17 protein-coding genes and 1 tRNA gene are annotated in these 18140 nt (G+C 63.8%); 9 read left to right on the forward strand and 9 right to left on the reverse strand.

What is annotated here, in order from left to right; genetic code table 11:
• Nucleotides 1-15: 15 nt before the first annotated feature.
• Genes G7078_RS02855 through lepA form a run of 4 tightly spaced genes read left to right on the forward strand, consistent with a single transcriptional unit; the run spans nt 16 to nt 4411 of the window.
• Nucleotides 16-1707: a M61 family metallopeptidase gene (locus tag G7078_RS02855; RefSeq protein WP_166092794.1), complete on the forward strand. Its 1692-nt coding sequence runs from the start codon at nt 16-18 to the stop codon at nt 1705-1707.
• Nucleotides 1708-1748: 41 nt separating this feature from the next.
• Nucleotides 1749-2246 carry an RNA polymerase sigma factor gene (locus G7078_RS02860; protein WP_166092797.1) on the forward strand — a complete coding sequence of 166 codons (498 nt, stop codon included), beginning with the start codon at nt 1749-1751 and terminating at the stop codon, nt 2244-2246.
• Complete coding sequence (locus tag G7078_RS02865; protein ID WP_166092799.1) at nt 2236-2562, forward strand: hypothetical protein; 327 nt, start codon at nt 2236-2238, stop codon at nt 2560-2562. Before G7078_RS02860 ends, G7078_RS02865 begins: the two co-directional genes overlap by 11 nt.
• 46 nt (nt 2563-2608) lie before the next feature.
• The gene (gene lepA, locus G7078_RS02870; RefSeq protein ID WP_166092801.1) at nt 2609-4411 is read left to right on the forward strand and encodes a translation elongation factor 4; all 1803 of its coding nucleotides are present in this window, start codon (nt 2609-2611) and stop codon (nt 4409-4411) included.
• Between the two features lie 167 nt (nt 4412-4578).
• Here the strand turns inward: lepA and G7078_RS02875 are convergent, their stop codons facing one another.
• The 5 genes from G7078_RS02875 to G7078_RS02895 form a co-directional block, all read right to left on the reverse strand.
• Nucleotides 4579-6261 (reverse strand): ATP-binding protein, encoded by a 1683-nt coding sequence (locus tag G7078_RS02875; protein ID WP_166092803.1) that lies wholly within the window; start codon nt 6259-6261, stop codon nt 4579-4581.
• Nucleotides 6254-7300, reverse strand: a complete 1047-nt coding sequence (locus tag G7078_RS02880) for a DNA cytosine methyltransferase (RefSeq protein ID WP_166092805.1) — start codon at nt 7298-7300, stop codon at nt 6254-6256. Before G7078_RS02880 ends, G7078_RS02875 begins: the two co-directional genes overlap by 8 nt.
• The gene (locus G7078_RS02885; RefSeq protein ID WP_166092807.1) at nt 7300-7710 is read right to left on the reverse strand and encodes a very short patch repair endonuclease; all 411 of its coding nucleotides are present in this window, start codon (nt 7708-7710) and stop codon (nt 7300-7302) included. Before G7078_RS02885 ends, G7078_RS02880 begins: the two co-directional genes overlap by 1 nt.
• A gap of 13 nt (nt 7711-7723) precedes the next feature.
• Entirely contained in the window at nt 7724-7963 is a 240-nt protein-coding gene (locus tag G7078_RS02890; RefSeq protein ID WP_166092809.1) for a hypothetical protein, read from the reverse strand.
• Between the two features lie 306 nt (nt 7964-8269).
• The gene (locus tag G7078_RS02895; protein WP_166092812.1) at nt 8270-9103 is read right to left on the reverse strand and encodes a hypothetical protein; all 834 of its coding nucleotides are present in this window, start codon (nt 9101-9103) and stop codon (nt 8270-8272) included.
• Nucleotides 9104-9228: 125 nt separating this feature from the next.
• Here G7078_RS02895 and G7078_RS02900 point away from each other — a divergent pair, with 125 nt between their 5' ends.
• On the forward strand, nt 9229-11607 hold the full coding sequence (locus G7078_RS02900) for a PAS domain S-box protein (RefSeq protein WP_166092814.1): 2379 nt from the start codon (nt 9229-9231) through the stop codon (nt 11605-11607).
• A 4-nt stretch (nt 11608-11611) separates the two neighbouring features.
• A complete protein-coding gene (locus tag G7078_RS02905) occupies nt 11612-12382 on the forward strand; it encodes an alpha/beta fold hydrolase (RefSeq protein WP_166092817.1) in 771 nt (256 codons plus the stop codon).
• Nucleotides 12383-12403: 21 nt separating this feature from the next.
• Here the strand turns inward: G7078_RS02905 and G7078_RS02910 are convergent, their stop codons facing one another.
• Nucleotides 12404-12856 carry a hypothetical protein gene (locus tag G7078_RS02910; RefSeq protein ID WP_166092820.1) on the reverse strand — a complete coding sequence of 151 codons (453 nt, stop codon included), beginning with the start codon at nt 12854-12856 and terminating at the stop codon, nt 12404-12406.
• Nucleotides 12857-13028: 172 nt separating this feature from the next.
• Between G7078_RS02910 and G7078_RS02915 the strand changes: the two genes are divergently transcribed.
• Nucleotides 13029-15323: a bifunctional salicylyl-CoA 5-hydroxylase/oxidoreductase gene (locus tag G7078_RS02915; RefSeq protein ID WP_166092822.1), complete on the forward strand. Its 2295-nt coding sequence runs from the start codon at nt 13029-13031 to the stop codon at nt 15321-15323.
• On the opposite strand, the gene G7078_RS02920 is transcribed toward G7078_RS02915, so the two are convergent.
• Nucleotides 15320-15925 (reverse strand): phosphatase PAP2 family protein, encoded by a 606-nt coding sequence (locus G7078_RS02920; protein ID WP_166092824.1) that lies wholly within the window; start codon nt 15923-15925, stop codon nt 15320-15322. The genes G7078_RS02915 and G7078_RS02920 overlap by 4 nt on opposite strands.
• A 128-nt stretch (nt 15926-16053) precedes the next feature.
• Between G7078_RS02920 and G7078_RS02925 the strand changes: the two genes are divergently transcribed.
• Nucleotides 16054-16485, forward strand: coding sequence for a hypothetical protein (locus G7078_RS02925; protein WP_166092827.1), 432 nt, complete (start codon nt 16054-16056; stop codon nt 16483-16485).
• A 154-nt stretch (nt 16486-16639) separates the two neighbouring features.
• Here the strand turns inward: G7078_RS02925 and G7078_RS02930 are convergent.
• Together G7078_RS02930 and G7078_RS02935 are read right to left on the reverse strand one after the other, a co-directional pair.
• Nucleotides 16640-16732 (reverse strand) — tRNA-Ser (locus tag G7078_RS02930).
• A gap of 57 nt (nt 16733-16789) precedes the next feature.
• Nucleotides 16790-17671, reverse strand: coding sequence for an aldose 1-epimerase (locus tag G7078_RS02935; RefSeq protein WP_166092829.1), 882 nt, complete (start codon nt 17669-17671; stop codon nt 16790-16792).
• Nucleotides 17672-17799: 128 nt separating this feature from the next.
• Here G7078_RS02935 and G7078_RS02940 point away from each other — a divergent pair, with 128 nt between their 5' ends.
• Nucleotides 17800-18123 carry a hypothetical protein gene (locus G7078_RS02940; RefSeq protein ID WP_166092831.1) on the forward strand — a complete coding sequence of 108 codons (324 nt, stop codon included), beginning with the start codon at nt 17800-17802 and terminating at the stop codon, nt 18121-18123.
• Nucleotides 18124-18140 lie beyond the last annotated feature (17 nt).

Genomic DNA, 18140 nt, shown 5'->3' on the forward strand with positions numbered 1-18140 from the left:
CGCAAAGGAATCATCATGACCCAACATTTGGGCGCCCCGGCGCGCACCCGCATCTTGTTGCTTGCCGCCGCCTGTCTTGCCGGCACCGCGCTATCCGGCGTTGTCGCCAAGGCCTCGGCGCAGGCGGCGCCGGCCAGCGCCGACGTGGTGAGCATTGTGCTCACGCCGCGGGTGGTCGGGAACCGGCTGCAATCACTTCACCTCGAAACCCGGATTATCGGCGACGCGGATGGCGAGACGAAGCTTTTGATCGCGGAAAGCGACCCGGAAGCGGCGGGCCCGCCAAGCTGGTCGGCGATCGCGGTCGAAAACGCGACGATCAGCGGCAAGGGCGGTGAGCGCGTGCTTCGGCATGCACCCTCAGCGCCGATCACGATCCGGTACGATATCGTCCCCGCGCCCGACGGTGCTTTCAAGAACCTCCTCAAGCCGACCTATTTCTCGGTCCTTGGCGCGGAAACCTTCTTTCAGATCGACGAGAGGGAGCCGGAATACCGCTTCCAATGGGGCCCGATCCCGATCGGGTGGACGGTGGTTTCGGATCTCGACCACAAGGTCGGCGACCCATCGACGCCCTATCCGATCAGCACGCTCTACGGCGGCTCCGACATCATCGTGAAAGACCATAAGGTCGGGGCGGGGCGACTGCGGCTGGCGATGCGCGACGACAGCGCGCTCAAGCCCGAATTCCTTGGCGCTTTGATCGGCCGGATTGGCGATGCTGCGAACGCCCTGTGGCATGATTCGGGGTCGGAATATCTGGTCACGCTGACCACCCTGCCGGATTACAAAGGGCAGGCGGGCACCGGCCTGGGCGACGCGTTCGCGCTTTATCTCGGACCGGACCCGGACCTGCCGGAGCTGCGCAACACGCTCGCGCACGAATATCTGCACACCTGGATCGGGCGGCGTTTCGGCGGTGGGCCGCGCTGGTTCAGGGAAGGGTTCACCCAATATTTTTCGCCGATCCTTAACCTTCGCGCCGGCTCTTATTCGCCCGCGGATTTTGCGGCCCAGTGGAACGCGATGCTGAAAAGCTATGCCGGTTCGCCGATGAAGCTCGCGCCCTCGGCACAGGTCGAGGCCGCGTGGGCCGGCAACCGGGACGCCAAGCAACTTAGCGAGAACCGAAGCGCAATGGTTGCCGCGCTTCTCGATTATCGGCTCACCCGCGCAAGCAAGGGCAAGGTCCGGCTTTCCGACATCATGCTGCAGGTGAAAAAGGATTGGGATGCAAAGCGCGGCAAGGGGGATGGGCCGACCCGGCTGGTTGCCAAGGCGCGCGCGATGACGGGGGTCGATCTCCAACCGACGATCGACAGGTATCTCGTCCGCGGAGAGGAGGTCACGCTTCCGGCAGACGTCTTCGGCAAGTGCCTGGCGGTCAGGACGGCCAGCATTCCCAAATATGATCGCGGCTTCACCGTGAAGGGGATCGGCGACCCGGTGACCGACGTCGATCCCGCTGGCCGCGCTTATGCCGCCGGCATCCGCAAGGGTATGATCATCGTCGCCCGCGAAGCCGGCAAGCCCGGGGATTCGAGCGTCGAGAACGTCTTCAGGGTCAAGGACGACGCCGGCGAGAGGGTGATCCGCTATCTTCCGGCCGGCCAGGAGATGATGTCGATCCAGCAGGTGCAGGTCACTGGACTGGGCGCGAAAGCTGCAACACGCTGCGCCAGGGAAATCAGCGGGCTGCGCCACTGAACCGCGGGGGAGGGACAGCGACCGACGACGGCGATCACGCATTGGCGAATCGCGCCGCGCGTGGCGATTCGGCTGCCTTTACCGTGCTCGTGCGCCGGTACGAGCGCCGGGTGCGCGCGTTCCTCATGCGGCTGTCCCGCGGCGAGGGCGCCGACGACCTGGCGCAGGAGGTGTTTCTGATCGCCTGGCGCAAGGCGGCGGCGTTCCAGGGCATGGGAAGCTATGAAGGATGGCTCCTCAAGATTGCCTGGCGGCAGTTCCTGTCCAGGGTCCGGGCGACCCGGCAGGAGCAAGGGATGGAGTTGGCCGACGGCGGCAGCGGCGCGGCCGACCCAACCGTTGGGCTGGACATCGGTCGTGCGCTGGGCGGGCTGACGGCCGATGAGCGCGCGGCCGCCTTGCTTTGCCTGGGGGAGGGCTATTCGCACAGCGAGGCGGCGCGTATCCTTGACGTCCCGCTTGGCACGCTGAAATCGATCGTCGCTCGCGCGCGGTCGAAACTTGCGGCCAACCTTGGAGGAACCGGCGATGACGGATGATATCGACGCCAGGATCGGCGCCCTGCTGAAGCTTCCCGGCGGGCCCGCGGACGAGCGGTTCGTTGCCGCGACCATGCTGCAGGTCGAAGCCGACGCCAGGCTTCGCGCGATTCGCGCTCGGGCGCGGAGCGACTTCGTGTTCAAAGCTTCGGCTTGCGTCGCGGTCCTGCTGGCCTTTGTGCTGCTGTCGCGCCTCGACCCGCCGCAAGCCGCGCATGGAGAGATTTCCCTGCTCAGCCCGACGATGATCGGCTTCATCCTGCTTGGCCTGTGGGCGGCGATCGACCTGCCGGTGGGGAGTTTGTCGCGCCGCTGACCGCGCCACTCGCGCTGCGCCTTCCCCTCTGCTAGCGGCGCGGCCAATGACCGACACTTCGAAAATCCGCAATTTTTCCATCATCGCGCATATCGATCACGGGAAGAGCACGCTCGCCGACCGGCTGATCCAGCGCACCGGCGGCCTCACCGAGCGCGAAATGAGCGCCCAGGTGCTCGACAATATGGACATCGAGCGCGAGCGCGGAATCACCATCAAGGCGCAGACGGTGCGGCTGCAATGGAAGGGCCACGAGCTCAACCTGATGGACACGCCGGGCCACGTCGACTTCGCCTATGAAGTCTCGCGCAGCCTCGCCGCCTGCGAAGGCGCGCTACTCGTCGTCGACGCCGCCCAGGGCGTCGAAGCGCAGACGCTGGCGAATGTTTATCAGTCGATCGAGCATGACCATGAGATCGTGCCGGTGATCAACAAAGTCGATTTGCCGTCCGCGGATCCGGAAGGGGTGCGGCAGGAGATCGAGGAGATCATCGGGCTCGACGCGTCCGGCGCGGTGCTTGCCAGCGCCAAGACCGGAATCGGCATCGACGAAGTGCTGGACGCGATCGTCGCGCGCATCCCGCCGCCCACCGGCGACGCGCAGGCTCCGCTGAAGGCGATGCTGGTCGACAGCTGGTACGACCCCTACCTTGGCGTCGTCATCCTCGTCCGGGTCATCGACGGGTCCCTGCGCAAGGGCCAGCAGATCAAGTTCATGGCCACCGGCACCACCCACCTGGTCGACCGAGTCGGCTGCTTCACGCCCAAGCGCACCGACCTGCCCGAGCTTGGCGCGGGCGAAATCGGCTTCATCACCGCGCAGATAAAGGAAGTCGCGGAAACCCGGGTCGGCGACACCATCACCGACGCACGGAAGCCAACCGCGGCGCCGCTCCCCGGCTTCAAGGAAGTGCAGCCGGTGGTCTTCTGCGGCCTGTTCCCGGTCGACGCCAACGACTTCGAAAAGCTGCGCGAGAGCATGTACAAGCTGCGGCTCAACGACGCCTCGTTCAGCTTCGAGATGGAAACCAGCGCCGCGCTCGGCTTCGGCTTCCGCTGCGGCTTCCTCGGCCTGCTGCACCTGGAGATCATCCAGGAGCGGCTGATCCGCGAATACGACCTCGACCTCATTACCACCGCGCCCTCGGTCATTTACGAAGTGCGGATGCGCACCGGCGAAACGCTCGAGATCCACAACCCCGCCGACTGGCCCGACCCAAGCACGATCGAAGCGGTCGACGAGCCGTGGATCGAGGCGACCATTTACATGCCCGACGAATATCTCGGCGCGATCCTGAAGCTGTGCCAGGACCGCCGCGGCATCCAGAAGAATTTGACCTACGTCGGTACCGGCGCCCACCAGCGCGCGCAGCTCACTTATGAGCTGCCGCTCAACGAAGTCGTCTTCGACTTCTACGACCGCCTGAAATCGATCAGCCGCGGCTACGCCTCATTCGACTATCACCAGGTCGGCCACCGCGAAGGCGACCTGGTCAAGATGAGCATCCTGGTCAATGCCGAGCCGGTCGACGCGCTGAGCATGATCGTTCACCGCGGCAACGCCGAAGCCCGCGGCCGCGGCATGTGCGAGCGCCTGAAGGATTTGATCCCAAGGCACCTGTTCAAAATCCCAATCCAGGCCGCGATCGGCGGCAAGGTCATCGCCCGCGAAACCATCGCCGCCCTGCGCAAGGACGTCACCGCCAAATGCTACGGCGGCGACGCCAGCCGCAAACGCAAGCTGCTCGACAAGCAGCGGGAAGGCAAGAAGCGCATGCGCGAATACGGTAGTGTCAGCATCCCCCAGGAAGCATTTATCGCCGCCCTTCGCATGGGCGATGAGGGTTGATGCGCGTTTTGGCCGAGGGGACGCGAGCGACGCGAAGCGCCGGGGGCGCTTTGCCAAAGCAAGCGCGGATGCGGGAGTATGGGAGTGTGAGCATCCCGCAGGAGGCGTTTATTGCTGCGTTGCGGATGGGCGACGAAGGCTGGCGCCTCCGCCACCCATCGCTTTACTCATCTTGAGGATGTTTCCTTCGTGGTCATTGACCCGAGCAAATTCCTGACGCGTCCCTTTATGTTTTCAAAGGTGACGTTCAAATGTTTCTTCGCAGCTTCCGTCAGCACTCCAGTGTGGCCGACCGCGTCCCTCGTAGGCTTGAACGCAATCGCAGCCTGCACCATCGGGTTAATCTTTCCATCTTTTGAAGGCGCACCTTCCGCACAGATAGAAAGTTCGTGCATCCCAAGATACGTCAGGTCGCCACCATCGCGACGAACGTCAAAGTTAATGTTCGCCTTCTCTTTGGAAGCAGTCTCGCGATCTCTGAACTTAGTGACCACCGGCTTCACATCGTCCGTGAGAGGCGACCCCGTTTCCGTAAGGTACTGACGGACCAGATTTTCGGAGAGGAAGCAATCGACATAAGCTTCGACGTTGTATTCGGCATCGGGCCGTAGGCCAGCGATCCAACCGTCGACCACATCGCCCTGCTCCTTAGGCAAGCCTTGCGTAAATTCTTCCTCAGCGGCTGACACGAGCCCCGAAGCACGCCTTTGTTTCTTCGTCTTGCGAGGGTTTTCGTCGTCACCTTCTTGCCCGCGCGCAATGCGAAATTCGTCCCACTGATCAATGACGCGTGGGACGGCTTCGCGGCGAAGGTAATCGATCAGTGCCGAGAAGTTCGGATCAGTCTCGACGATTCCTTCCCGACTACTCGTGAACGGACTATCGCCGTTCCCTTCCATCGCGTCAAAGTGAATTTGCCCATAAAGGTAGCTTTCAACAATGCGCTGTGTGGGAATGTGCCGAAGTACATTACGTTCGCGAAGTCTTCCATTAACGAAGAGGTCGACCGTAGCTCTGTTGTCCGCTCCACGTATGTTCAGATCACTGGGTTTACGGACAGTTGCGAGGTAGCCGACCACAGACAGCTTCGTTTCCGGAGCGACTGTCCACCTCAACACGTTTCCGCAGAGATCTAGAAAGTCGTCCGTATACTCGCCGATCTTCCAAACGAATTGCGTTGCTTCCGCCAGCCCCTTCAAGTCGTCAACAGAGATCGGCTTACCATTCACATGTATTTTGAACTCAGGATCAATGAGCGAAAAATGGAATGACAAAGCAAGCAGTTTACGAATCTGTTCTTCAGATGTTCTAAGTACCTCCCTAGCATTTTCGAACGCTAGTATTGTGCCGCGCTCATGGTTAGCCAGCAGGGCTTCGACCAGGTCGGTGTCCGGCGTCTCCAATGGATATTCATCGGGGTTGAGGTTGTCTGTGATGGCTTCGTCGAGTCCGCTGTTGTCGATGACGCCGCCGGTGTAGCTTCCGCCTTCTTGCTTTGTCAGCACCGTGACGCGCTCGGCGCACGATAATAGCGCTAATTTACCGATACCCTTTGCACCTATGAACGGACGACCACGCTCTGTCTTATTTCCGCCGTCCTTTCTTTTCGAATAGCCGATTTTGAGAAACTTCTTTTGGAAGTCCTCAGGGCTCATTCCTAGACCATCATCTTTGATTGTGAGAAACGCTGCATCTTTATCGAAATCAATCCAGACGTTGCGCGCGTCGGCATCCCAAGCGTTAGAAATCGCCTCGCTTAAAACGGTGATGAAATTGCGGTATAAATTCCTGCCAAGATGATTTAGCACGCTCAAGGAAATCGCGAAGGTAAATCCGCTCTCGTCAGCCATCGACCTTCCCCGCGTGTAAAATAATCGACTGGCCAATGGCTTTCGCCAATTCGACTGGAACCGCGTTACCGATCCATCGACCCACCTCCTTCATCGCGGGCTTTTCACCCGGATCAAGGAAGACATATTCTGCCGGGAACGACTGCAAGATTGCCGCCTCTCGGAGGCTTATAGCCCGATCCTGCTCGGGATGACCAAAGCGGCCATTGCCAAACCCGAAGCATTGCGTCGTCATCGTGGGAGCTGGCTTGTCCCATTCCATGCGCGCGTAGACGCCAGGATATGTCTTGCCTGTATGGCGACGGTGGCAGTCAGCGCGAAGCTCAAGCGGCCAATCGCGCCAAGTTCCTCCCGGGCGTGACGCTTTGATACGACGCATATTTTTCGGGGAGAGCGCGGAGCAGGTATGGAGTGCGTCGGAATCCGACGTGCTGCCTGCCTTGAGCTGAGGCAGTTGTTCGATGGCCTGTCGAACAGATGAGTAGCCGGAGCCGCTAGGTCGAAGCTCAGGTGCCGGCCCTAGTCGTGATGCGAGCACCACCAATCTACGGCGTCGCTGAGGAACGCCGAACCTCTCGCACTCAGCGACGGTGTGAGTGACCTTATAACCAACTTCCTCAAGGAGCGACTTGAATTCCTCGAAGACGTATCCTCCCTTGTACCGTAGCAGTGCTGGCACGTTCTCCATCGTGACGAAGTCAGGCCTAACCTCGACTGCAAGCTCCGCGAATTTACGCACCAACCCCCACTGGGGGTCTTCATCATAGCGCTGCTTATACGTGGAGAATGGCTGGCAAGGAGCGCATCCAGCCAGAACGGACGGACCTTTACTGCTGAAGTGCGCCGAAATATTGCCTGCGTTCAGCTGAGAAACGTCTCGGTGATAGAAGGTGCCGCCGTTATTGGTCTCGAACGCGTACTTGCAGCGCTCGTCGACATCGTAGCCCGCAACGATCTCACAACCCGCGAGCTTCAGCCCGTGGCTCAGCGCGCCAACACCACAGAAGAGGTCGACGACCTGTGGCGGATTGAGGGACATCAGCGCTTCAGAAACGTCGAAATGGCATCTCGAAGCGTATCAATGTCGCGGGTTTCGCATTCCCAGACGATCATTGTTTCCCACCCCAGACGCGACAATTCGGCGACAGCTTTGTTATCGCGCTCCACGTTATCTGTAAACTTTTGCTGCCAGTACGCTTCATTGGATTTCGGCGTCGTGGCTTTTCGGCACCCCGCATGGCGATGCCAAAAGCATCCATGTACGAACACCGCTTTTCTAAGCTTAGGAAACACGATGTCGGGGCGGCCTGGGAGATCCTTTCGGTGTAGTCGAAAGCGGTAACCCATCGAGTGAGCTATCCGACGGACTGTGAGCTCGGGCGGTGTGTTGAATTGCCCGACCCTGCCCATGAGCCGCGACCGCTGAGCCCTCGTCAGCCGGTCAGCCACGATCAGTTAGCACTCAGGGGGTCAGGAACCACGTATAGTTTTTGCCCGCCTTCGAGAGCTTTCTTTCCTTCTGCAGCTTCTGCCCTGCCCAACGCATGTCATATTGCCACGTGTAGAAAAGCGGGCCCGCGGCGAGAAGCTCTTTCTCGTGATGCTCCCAGATGTGCTTACTCATTTCCCAGATGCGTCCTTGGCCGCCAAGATCGCGCAGTGCGTCTACGATCCAATCCTTCAAATCTGCCTTTGTCGTCACAAAACCCCCTTACCCGAGCAGCTACAGGCTAGCCGATCAGCGATCCGGGTCAACGTTTGCGGGTTGGTAACCGGGCCGGCTGCACCTCCACCACCACCGGCAAATCCCTACCTCTCGGCGACCTAGGCAGAGCGCCGTTCGGGATCCACGGACGCTCCCTCGGCGTGCAGAGGGCCTGGTGGCCTTCTTCGCTGTTGAGGGTAAAGGTGCGGGTACTGGGTGCGGTGGGCTGGTCTTCGCGCCCCTCGACGTCGCTCGGGACGAACGGGAAGGTGAGTTGCTGGCTGCCCGGTTCGGACGGATCGCTCACAACGGCAAAGGCCGCTGGGCGAACGGCAATTCCTCCTCTCCCTCATCCCAATCGACCGCCTCCAGCCCCTGCTCGGCCCGGTAGGCGTTAATATCCTCCATCAGCTGCCGCTTCTTCTTGTTGCCGCGGGCGGTGGTAAGCTCGTCGATCCAACCGGCCTGCGCCATCAGCACCATGTCGGGCTGGCGCATGTTGGCGCGATGCCAGGGCTCGTCGGGCTGCGGATCCAACCGCTCCGCTTTCTCCCAATCGACGGGGATGTCGGTGAGGATTTCGAACGCCGCGCGGCGGGCGGGGTGGGTGCTGATTTCCTTGAGGTAGAGCCGGCGCGCGCGCAGCAGCTTGCCGGTGATGCTTTCGCGCGCATCCTCCATGCGTTGCTGCATCGAGGCCTCGTCCTCCCACTCGCCTTTCTCGTTCAGCACCTGGCCGGGGAGCGGCATCAGCACCGCCGCGCCGCCCTTGCCGCGGCTCAGCGTGCCCGGAACGTCGACGAAGCCGCGCGGGGCGGCCGCTCGTTCGGCGCGCTTGCGCGAGGCGGCGAGTGCGATTGCCGCTTTCCAGGCCTGGCGAAAGCTGCCGGCGCCGTGCGACCGATACAGGTGCTTGGCGCCCGACAGGTTCTTGTCGATCGCCTTGCAGGCCTCGCCCGGCGAACCGGTCGCGGCGATTCGGGCGATGAGCTCGCGCTGAAGCTCCGGGGTCCAGCCGTCCGGCCGGTCGACCTTGCGCGGTGCGGGATCGAACTCGAGCAGCGGCGCGATCTCGGGATCGGCGGCGAGGGCGGCGAAGGCGGGGATGCCGGGCTGCGGTTCGGATATGATCGTCATCGCCGAGTATGGATCACGCGAAATCCTAATAGGAAAGTTTTATCGCGCGCAGGCCAGGGAGGCATTTGACCGGGCGTTGAGGCTGGGCGCTTGCTCCGCCCGGGCGGCTGGCGCAAGCTGGCGCGATGGCGACGAGCGTGGAGACGGGGGACGGAGCGCAGGCGGGCGCCGAGGCGGCGCTGGCGCTGCCGGTCGACCTGCCCGCGGAAATGTTCACCGGTCCGGGGCTGATGCGGCTGGCCGATGCGTTGCCGGTGATGATCGGATACGTCGACCGCGAATTCCGGCTGGCCTTCATCAACCAGCCGATGGCGGACTGGTTCGACCTGCCGCGCAGCGAAGTGACGGGCGCGCGGATCGTCGACCTGATCGGCGAGCGGCGGCTGGCCCAGCGGATGCCCAATTATCGCCGCGCGCTGGACGGGGAGCGGGTGTTCTTCGTCAACGAATTCGAGCATCCGACCCGGGGCAGCGTCGCGCTGAAAAGCGATTACATGCCGTGGCTGGCCGCCGATGGGTCGGTGAGCGGCTTCGTCGTCATCCAGCAGGACGTGACCGAGCAGCGCACCGCCGAGCGGGCATTGCGCGAAAGCGAGGCGCGGTTCCGGCGGATCGCCAATTCGGCGCCGGTGATGATGTGGGTGACCCGCATCGACCGGGTCCGCGACTTCGTCAACGATGCCTATGCCGACTATGTCTGCGGCCCCGACTGCGCTCCGGACGAGGCGCGGACGATCGACTGGAAGGAGCGGATCCACCCCGACGACGTCGAGCGGGTGGTTGGGGAAAGCCTGGCCGGGGAAGCGTCCGGGCAGCCGTTCACGCTGGAAGCGCGCTACCAGCGGCACGACGGCGAATATCGCTGGCTGCGCTCGGTGTCTTCGCCGCGGCACGGGCCGGACGGGACGCTGGTCGGCTTCATCGGCGTCGCCACCGACATCACGCTTGCCAAGGAAGCGGAACTGGAGCTTCGCCGGCAGGTGCTGGAACGGACCGCGGCGCTGGCCGAAAGCGAGGCGCGCTTCCGGGCGATCTTCGACACGGTGCTGGAAGTGATCGTCCTGCTCGCGCCCGATGGCACGATCGTCGAGATGAACCGGAAGGACGCGATCTGGCGGGCGGGGAATTTCGACGATGCAATCGGCGGCAAGATCTGGGACGCGCCGACGCTGCAGATGTATCCGCAACACAGGGCCTTGCTGAAGCGGGCGGTGAAGGCCGCTGCTGGCGGCGACCTGTTCAGCAGCCAGGTATCCATGGAGCGGCTGGGCGTGCCGACAGCGTATTTGGACGTCTCCATGCAGCCGGTGGAAGACCGCGACGGCGACGTGAAATACCTGCTGTTCGAAGCGCGCGACATCACCGAGCTGAGGAGCGCGCAGGAGCAGCTTCGCCAAAGCCAGAAGATGGAAGCGCTGGGCCAGTTGACCGGCGGCATCGCCCACGACTTCAACAATCTGCTGACGGTGGTGGTCGGCGGGCTCGACCTGGTCGCCAAGCGGGTCGAGGACGCCAAGCTCAAGCGTTATGCGACCAATGCCTTGACCGCCGCCGAACGCGGGGCGCGGCTGACCGGGCAGTTGCTTGCGTTCAGCCGGGTGCAGCGGCTGGAAGTGCGCCCGGTGCACGTCGCGCCGCTGATCGAGAACATGCGGCCGCTGCTCAAGAACGTGCTTGGCCCCGGCATCACTAAGCATTTCGACCTCGACAAGGAGCAGATCCCGGTCATGGCCGATCCAACCCAGCTTGAGGTCGCGGTGCTAAACCTGGCCATCAACGCCCGCGACGCCATGCCGGCCGGCGGCACGCTGAGTTTCGAAAGCCGCGCCTGCCAGGTCAGCGGCGATCCGGAGCTGGAAGACGGCGACTATATCGAATTGTGCATCAGCGACACGGGCACGGGTATGCCGGCGGAAGTGGTGACCCGAGCGTTCGAGCCGTTCTTCACCACCAAGGAAGTGGGCAAGGGCACCGGGCTGGGCCTGTCGATGGTCTACGGCATGGCGCGCCAGTCGGGCGGCACCGCGCGGATCGAAAGCACGCCCGGCGAAGGGACGGCGGTCAAACTCTTTTTCCGTTCGGCCAAGGACGCGGCGCCGGCGATCGCGAGCGACGAGGAGCGCGATACCGACGACGCGCAGGCCAAGACCGCATCGGTGCTCGTGATCGACGACGATACGGACGTGCGCGGCTTCATCGCCGAAGCGCTTGAGGATGAGGATTACAGGGTTCGCGAATGCGCGGACGGACGCTCCGGGCTTACGGAATACGCACGCGCCAGGCCGGATCTCGTGGTGCTCGATTTCGTCATGCCCGAAATGTCGGGCGCCGACGTAGCGCGCGAAATCCTCGCCCAGCAACCGGACCAGAAAATCCTGTTCGTGTCAGGCTATAGCGAAACCGATGCGATCAAGCGGATCGCGCCGGGTGCGCCGCTGCTGAGCAAGCCTTTCCGCGCCGAAGCCTTATCCAAGGCGGTCCGGCGCGCGCTTTCGGAAGGCTGACGCTTTGGCGAGCATCGCCACGGCGCACGGGCGGATCGGCGTGGCGCAGAGCGGCGGCGGCGAAACGCCGATCGTGTTCCTGCACGGGGTTGGGTCCGACAAGTCGGTGTGGCATCCGCAGCTCGACCACTTCGGGCGCGAGCGGCTGGCGATTGCCTTCGACTATCCCGGATATGGCGAAAGCGGCCTCGCCACGCCGGGCACCAGCCGCGACGATTATGCAGCGGCAATCATCGAAGCGCTCCGCCAGCTCGATGTGAAGCGGGCGCATATCTGCGGCTTATCCTTGGGCGGCGTTATCGCGGTCGCGTTGCATTCGGCCGCTCCCCAGCTGTGCGCTTCGCTGATCCTGGCTGATACCTTCGCCGTGCATCCCGACGGTTGCGGTATTTACGAACGTTCGGTCGCGGGCAGCGCCGACATGCGCGCCTTTGCCGAAGCGCGGGTCGATTTCCTGCTCGCGCAACCCGCCGACGACACGGTGCGCCGGGAAGTGATCGAGACGATGGCCGGGATCGACCCGGCGGCCTACGTCATCGGCGCCGAAGCCGTCTGGCTGGCCGACCAGCGCCAACGGGCTCGTGCAATCGCGGTGCCGACGCTGATCCTCTGCGGCGACGATGATAAGCCGACTCCGCCCGACCTGAGCCGCGAACTGGGCGCGCTCATCAGCGGTTCGCAACTGGCCATGATCGCCGGTGCAGGTCACCTGACCAATCTTGAGCGGCCCGTCGAGTTCAACCGCTTGGTCGGCGATTTCATCGCGTCATTGTAAGCGACCCAAGAGGGGGCTGCGTCAGTCCTTGCGTTTTGGCGCCCGCATCCATGAAGCGACCTGGTAGCCGCGTTCGGACAAGCAGCCGGACATCGCCCGCTGGATCGCCCGTTCCTTTTTCTTCTGCTTGGCCTTCGCCATGCCATAGGAGCCGCCAAGCGCGACAAACGGCAGGGCGATGATCGTGGCGCTGGCGACCGCCATGCCGCCGTAAAGGCCAGCGCTGGTCGCGGCGGCGCTGCCGGCGACGCCGATTGCACCGGCCGCCGCAGCGCCCGCGCCGGTCGATGCCAGCCGCCCGTTGCCGTCCAGCTTGCCGGCAACGTAGAGCTCCCGGCAATTGGCGTAGGCCGCGTCGAAGGCGACGGTGTCCGCAGTGGCCTCTGCGAGCGAAGGATTGAACTCGCGCGGCCGCGACGAACAGGCAGCCAACGTCAACGATAGCGCCAACGCGGCCGCGATTTTCTGATTCATCGATTTCCCCCTGTCGCCAGCCCCCGGCCGGCGCGGCGCAACCTCAACTGTCGAATGCATAAAGTCAAACCGTTGAACCGTCGCCATTTTCTTGCTCGGGTAACCCCAAGCGGGCGCAAGGCCGCGCATCCGGCCCTCGACAAGCGGTCGGGGACGGGCTTTGCTTGGCGCCATGAAGATCGCATGCATCGGTGGCGGGCCGGCGGGGCTCTACTTCGCCATTTCGATGAAGCTGCGCGACCATACCCATGCGATCGAGGTGTTCGAGCGCAACCCGCCCGGCGTGACCTGGGGCTGGGGCGTCGTCTTTTCCGACCAAACGGTGGAGAATCTCACCGCCAACGACCCGGTATCGGCCAAGATCATCGCCGACGAATTCGCCCATTGGGACGATATCGACGTCCACATCCACGGGCAGTGTGTGCGCTCGTCGGGGCACGGCTTCATCGGCATCGGGCGCAAGCGCCTGCTCGAAATCCTGCAGCAACGCGCGCGGGAGTTAGGCGTCGTCCTGCATTTCGAAGCGGAGTGCGATCCCGGCGATCCCAAGTGGCAAGGCTATGACCTAGTAATCGCGGGCGACGGCGCCAATTCCCGCTTTCGCGCCGCCGACGAAGCAGCGTTCGGGGTCGATATCGACGAGCGCGCCAACAAGTTCGTGTGGCTGGGCACGTCCAAGGTGTTCGACGCCTTCACTTTCGCGTTCGAGGAAACCGAGCACGGCTGGATCTGGGCGCACGCCTATCGCTTCGCCGACGATTGTTCGACCTTCATCGTCGAATGCTCGCCAAAGGTGTGGCGCGGGCTTGGCTTCGACCGGATGAGCCAGGACGAGAGCATCGCCGAGTGCGAGCGGATCTTTGCCAAATATCTGGACGGCCATCCCCTGATGTCCAACGCCACGCACCTGGTGGGATCGGCGGCGTGGCTCAATTTCCGCCGGATCAAGTGCGAGCGATGGAACGTCGGCAACGTCATCCTGCTGGGCGATGCCGCGCACACGGCGCACTTTTCGATCGGTTCGGGCACCAAGCTTGCGCTCGAGGATGCGATCAAGCTGGCGCAGGTGCTGAACCGGCCGGGCCTGCACCTGGCGGCGGCGATGGAAGAATATGTCGCCCATCGGAACCTGGAGGTGCTCAAGCTGCAGAACAGCGCGCGCAACTCGACCGAATGGTTCGAAACGCTCAATCGCTACCTGCACTTCGAACCGGTGCAATTCGCTTATTCGCTGCTGACCCGGAGCCAGCGGATCAGCCACGAAAACCTTCGGCTCCGGGACAAGGATTGGCTGGAAGGGGTCGAGCGCTGGTTCTGGTCGCGGGCGACCGAAGGACAGGTCGGAAAGGCCGCGCCGCCGATGTTCGCGCCGTTCAAGTTGCGCGCAATGGAGGTAGCGAACCGGATCGCCGTATCGCCGATGGCGATGTATTCGGCGACCGACGGCACGCCGAACGATTTCCATCTGGCGCATTACGGCCAGCGCGCACTGGGCGGTGCGGGGCTGGTGTTCACGGAGATGACCTGCGTGTCGCCGGAAGGGCGGATCAGCCCCGGCTGCACCGGCATGTGGTCGAACGGTCACGTCGATGCGTGGAAGCGCGTTGTCGACTTCGTCCATGGCACCTCCGCGGCCAAGATTTGCCTGCAGCTCGGCCATTCGGGCGGCAAGGGGTCGACGCGGCTCGGTTGGGAAGGAAATGACGTCCCGCTGGAGGACGGCAACTGGCCGCTAATGGCCTGTTCCGACGTGCCCTGGTCCGACTCCAACCAGCGGCCCCGCGCGATGACGCGCGTGGACATGGATTCGGTTCGCGACCAGTTCGTCGCCGCCGTTCGAATGGCGATCGACGCGGATTTCGACATGATCGAACTGCACGCCGCGCACGGTTACCTGCTGTCCGGATTCCTGACGCCGCTGCAGAACAGGCGGACCGACGAATATGGCGGAAGCCTGGACAACCGGTTGCGCTACCCGCTGGAGGTGTTCCGGGCGATGCGCGAAGCGTGGCCGAACGAGCGGCCGATGTCGGTGCGCATTTCGGCGAGCGATTGGGCGGGGGAGGATGGCGTCACCCCGGACGAAGCCGTCCTGATCGGCGAAGCCTTCGCTCGCGAGGGCGCCGACCTTATCGACGTTTCGGCCGGGCAAACCTGGACCGGCGCGCAGCCGGTTTACGGGCGCATGTTCCAGACGCCGTTTTCAGACAAGTTGCGCAACGAGGGCCGGCTGGCGACGATGGCGGTCGGGAACATTTACGAGCCCGACCATGCCAACTCGATCCTCGCCGCCGGCCGCGCCGATTTGGTCGCGCTCGGCCGGCCGCACCTTATTGACCCGATGTGGACGCTGCGCGCGGCGGCGCAGCTCGGCTACCGCGACATCGCCGCGCCGCCGCAATATCTCAACGGCCTGGCCCAGCTTGCGCGTAACTTGCAGCGGGAAGCGGAGGCGCTGAAAGCCTAGGTATCGTTGCCTTCATCGCTGCCCTGAAGCGTCGTGTCCGCCTGCCGCCAAGCCAGCGCGATCAGCGCTTCGGTCGCGGCGCCGATCAGCGCTCCGGCGGCCACATCGGTCGGATAATGCGCGTTCTTCGGGATTTGGCCGACCGCGACCAGGCCGGCCGCGGCAAGGGCCGGCACGCGGTGCTGCGGATAGTCCCGGGCAAAGGCGCTGGCGACCGCAATCGCGCCGGCGCTATGCCCCGACGGGAAGCTGCTTTCGCGCTTGGCCCGGCTATGGCCCTTTTTAGGCCGGGCATCGCGCGCATCGTCAGCGCTGCGCGGCCGGGTTCGATCGACGCGGTGCTTGATGAAGGACTTGGCCGAGGTCGCGGCTTCGTGCGCCAGCAGCATGCGCAATCCCGCGCGGAACAGCTTGCCGCGGCCGAGGAGCACGCCGGCGGCGATCACTGCGCCGCTGATCGCGCGAAGCTCCGGCTGGTCGCCGAGCTTCGCGAAGCGCGACCACAGGCGCACCGGCGGGGTGTCGCGATACTCTGCGGCAGCGTCGGCGATGCGTGCATCCCACGAAACCACGCGTTCGGCTTTGTCCTTGGTCTTTGCCATCGAGCCTGAACCGCCAAGCGGCGGCTTTTGTGCCACCCGCCTGGGCAGGTTGGCTAAGCGCGACCGAGTCATTTGACGGTCCAAGCTCGGCGATGCAGATTCTTAACCGCACTTTGGGGGTTTCCATCATGCTCAAGCTCATTGCATCGATCATCGGCGGATTGGTCGTGGCGTTCGCGCTCGTGTTCTTCAGTGACGCCGTCTTCCACGCGCTTTCGCCGACGTCTGCGCCGTCCGATTTCAATGATACCGATGCAATGCGGCGATATGTGGAAAGCCAACCGGTCAGTCTGCTCGTGGGCGTCGTTTTCGGCTGGGCCGTGGCTGCACTCGCCGGCTCGCTGCTGGCTGCGCGCTATGGTGGCCGGGGCGGATGGCCGGGATGGGTTGTGACGGCGTTGTTTCTGCTGGCGACGTCGACGAACTTCCTGATGGTGCCTCATCCAACCTGGATGATCGCCATCGCCATCCTCCTCATTGCAGCCGCCGGCTGGCTCGGTTCGCGCTTAGGAGCAAAGACAGCGCAGTCAGATGCGATGCCGAGCGATATCGAGGGGTAATGCCCGCAACGTCGCGGGCACTGCATGGCGGAGACTGAGGGATTGGGCTCGCTCTGCTCGCCCATCTCCGCCGCTGGGGCGGCTCCGATTCCGAAAGAGGGTTCTCAGCCTCTCCACATCCGCCATGCTCTGCCCGCCTTGGGCAGGCATCGCATGGCGGAGACGGAGGGATTCGAACCCTCGGTACGGGAATACCCCGTACGGCGGTTTAGCAAACCGCTGGTTTCAGCCACTCACCCACGTCTCCGAGCTGCGGCAGAGCGGCGCTATATAAGCGGCTTGCCCAAGCTTCAACCGACCGCGATCATTTCCGGCGGACGGCGATGCGGGCGTCGAGGCGCATTTCCTCGCCGGGATCGAGGATGCGGATGCCAAGCTCGGGCCACTGCGCTTCCGGCGCGCTGAGCGCGTCGTTGGCGTGAGTCACCGGCTCGGCGACGAAGATGCCGCCTTCCGACGGGGAATAGAGCTGGAAGTAAGTGACGTCGGGCGCGCTGAGCTCGATCTCGAACGGCCAGTCGGGATCGCTGAAGACGGCGCTGCCGCTCCAGCCGTCGAAGCCGTTATCGAGGTCGCGGCCGCAGACCGGCGCGTCAGCGATCGCGTAGCGGCCGACGGCCGGCTCGCGCGCGATCGGCAGCACGTGCTCGTCCACCGTCCAGACGTGGGACACGCCAGTGCGGATCCGAGTCCGGCCCGAGCAATGGAAATAGGGGTGAATGCCAAGGCCGCAGGGCATCGGTTCGTCGGAGGTGTTGCGGCAAGCGATCCAGGTATCGAGCCTATCTTCGGTCAGCGCGAAATGCTGGCGCGCGCGGTAGGTCCACGGCCACTCGCCGCCGGGGTGGTCGTAGCGCAATGTCGCGGAGGCGGGCGCGGTGGCTTCGACCGCCCACGCCGCGAGCCAGCCCTGGCCGTGCAGCGGGCTGGGATCGCCGGGCATGTTGGGGGCCAGCGCGATGCGGCGGCCGCGAAAGTCGAAAGCGCCGCCGCGAATCCGGTTCACATAAGGGACGAGCGGAAACGAGGCGGCGTCGAGCACATTGGTCAGCGGATGCTGTGGCGCGCGGAGCACAGGAATCCGCAAATCCGCATCGACATAAGTGAAGCCGGCGACCGCGCCGCCGACCTTCGGCGCCAGTTCGAGCTCGAGCAATCCGGCGGTCAGAAGGAGGGACTGGGTCATGGCCTCGATAAACCTCAGGCTACGGCGTTGTTCACAGGTGCTAAACTTCGCTGGGGATAAAACAGTCCCTGACCGTTGCGCCGCGATTCCGGGGCACGGTATTTAGCCCCCGCACATCGGGGAGGGAGATGATGGGCCGACGCGTGAAGGATTTTGTCGAGATCAGCGACTACACGTCGCTCGATACGCTGATCAACGTGCTGACCGCGGTCCGCGACAGCCTTCCCGACGAGGCCGAGCCGGAGCTCAAGCTGCGCGGCGACGACCAGTTCGGCCGGCGCCTGACGATCAGCTACCTGCGCGAACTGACGGCGGAAGAAGCCGAGTGCCAGACCCGCTACATCGGCGGCGTGATCGAAGATTCCGATCCCGATCTGGAAGCGCTGCGGGCGCAGCTCGACAAGGTGCCGTTCGACCGCTGCGGCGAACAGCCGAAGCGCCGCGCCGCTTAGGCGCGCTGCTGCCGCTG

Origin of the sequence: Sphingomonas sinipercae (assembly GCF_011302055.1) — a bacterium.
Taxonomy (GTDB): Bacteria; Pseudomonadota; Alphaproteobacteria; order Sphingomonadales; family Sphingomonadaceae; genus Sphingomicrobium; species Sphingomicrobium sinipercae.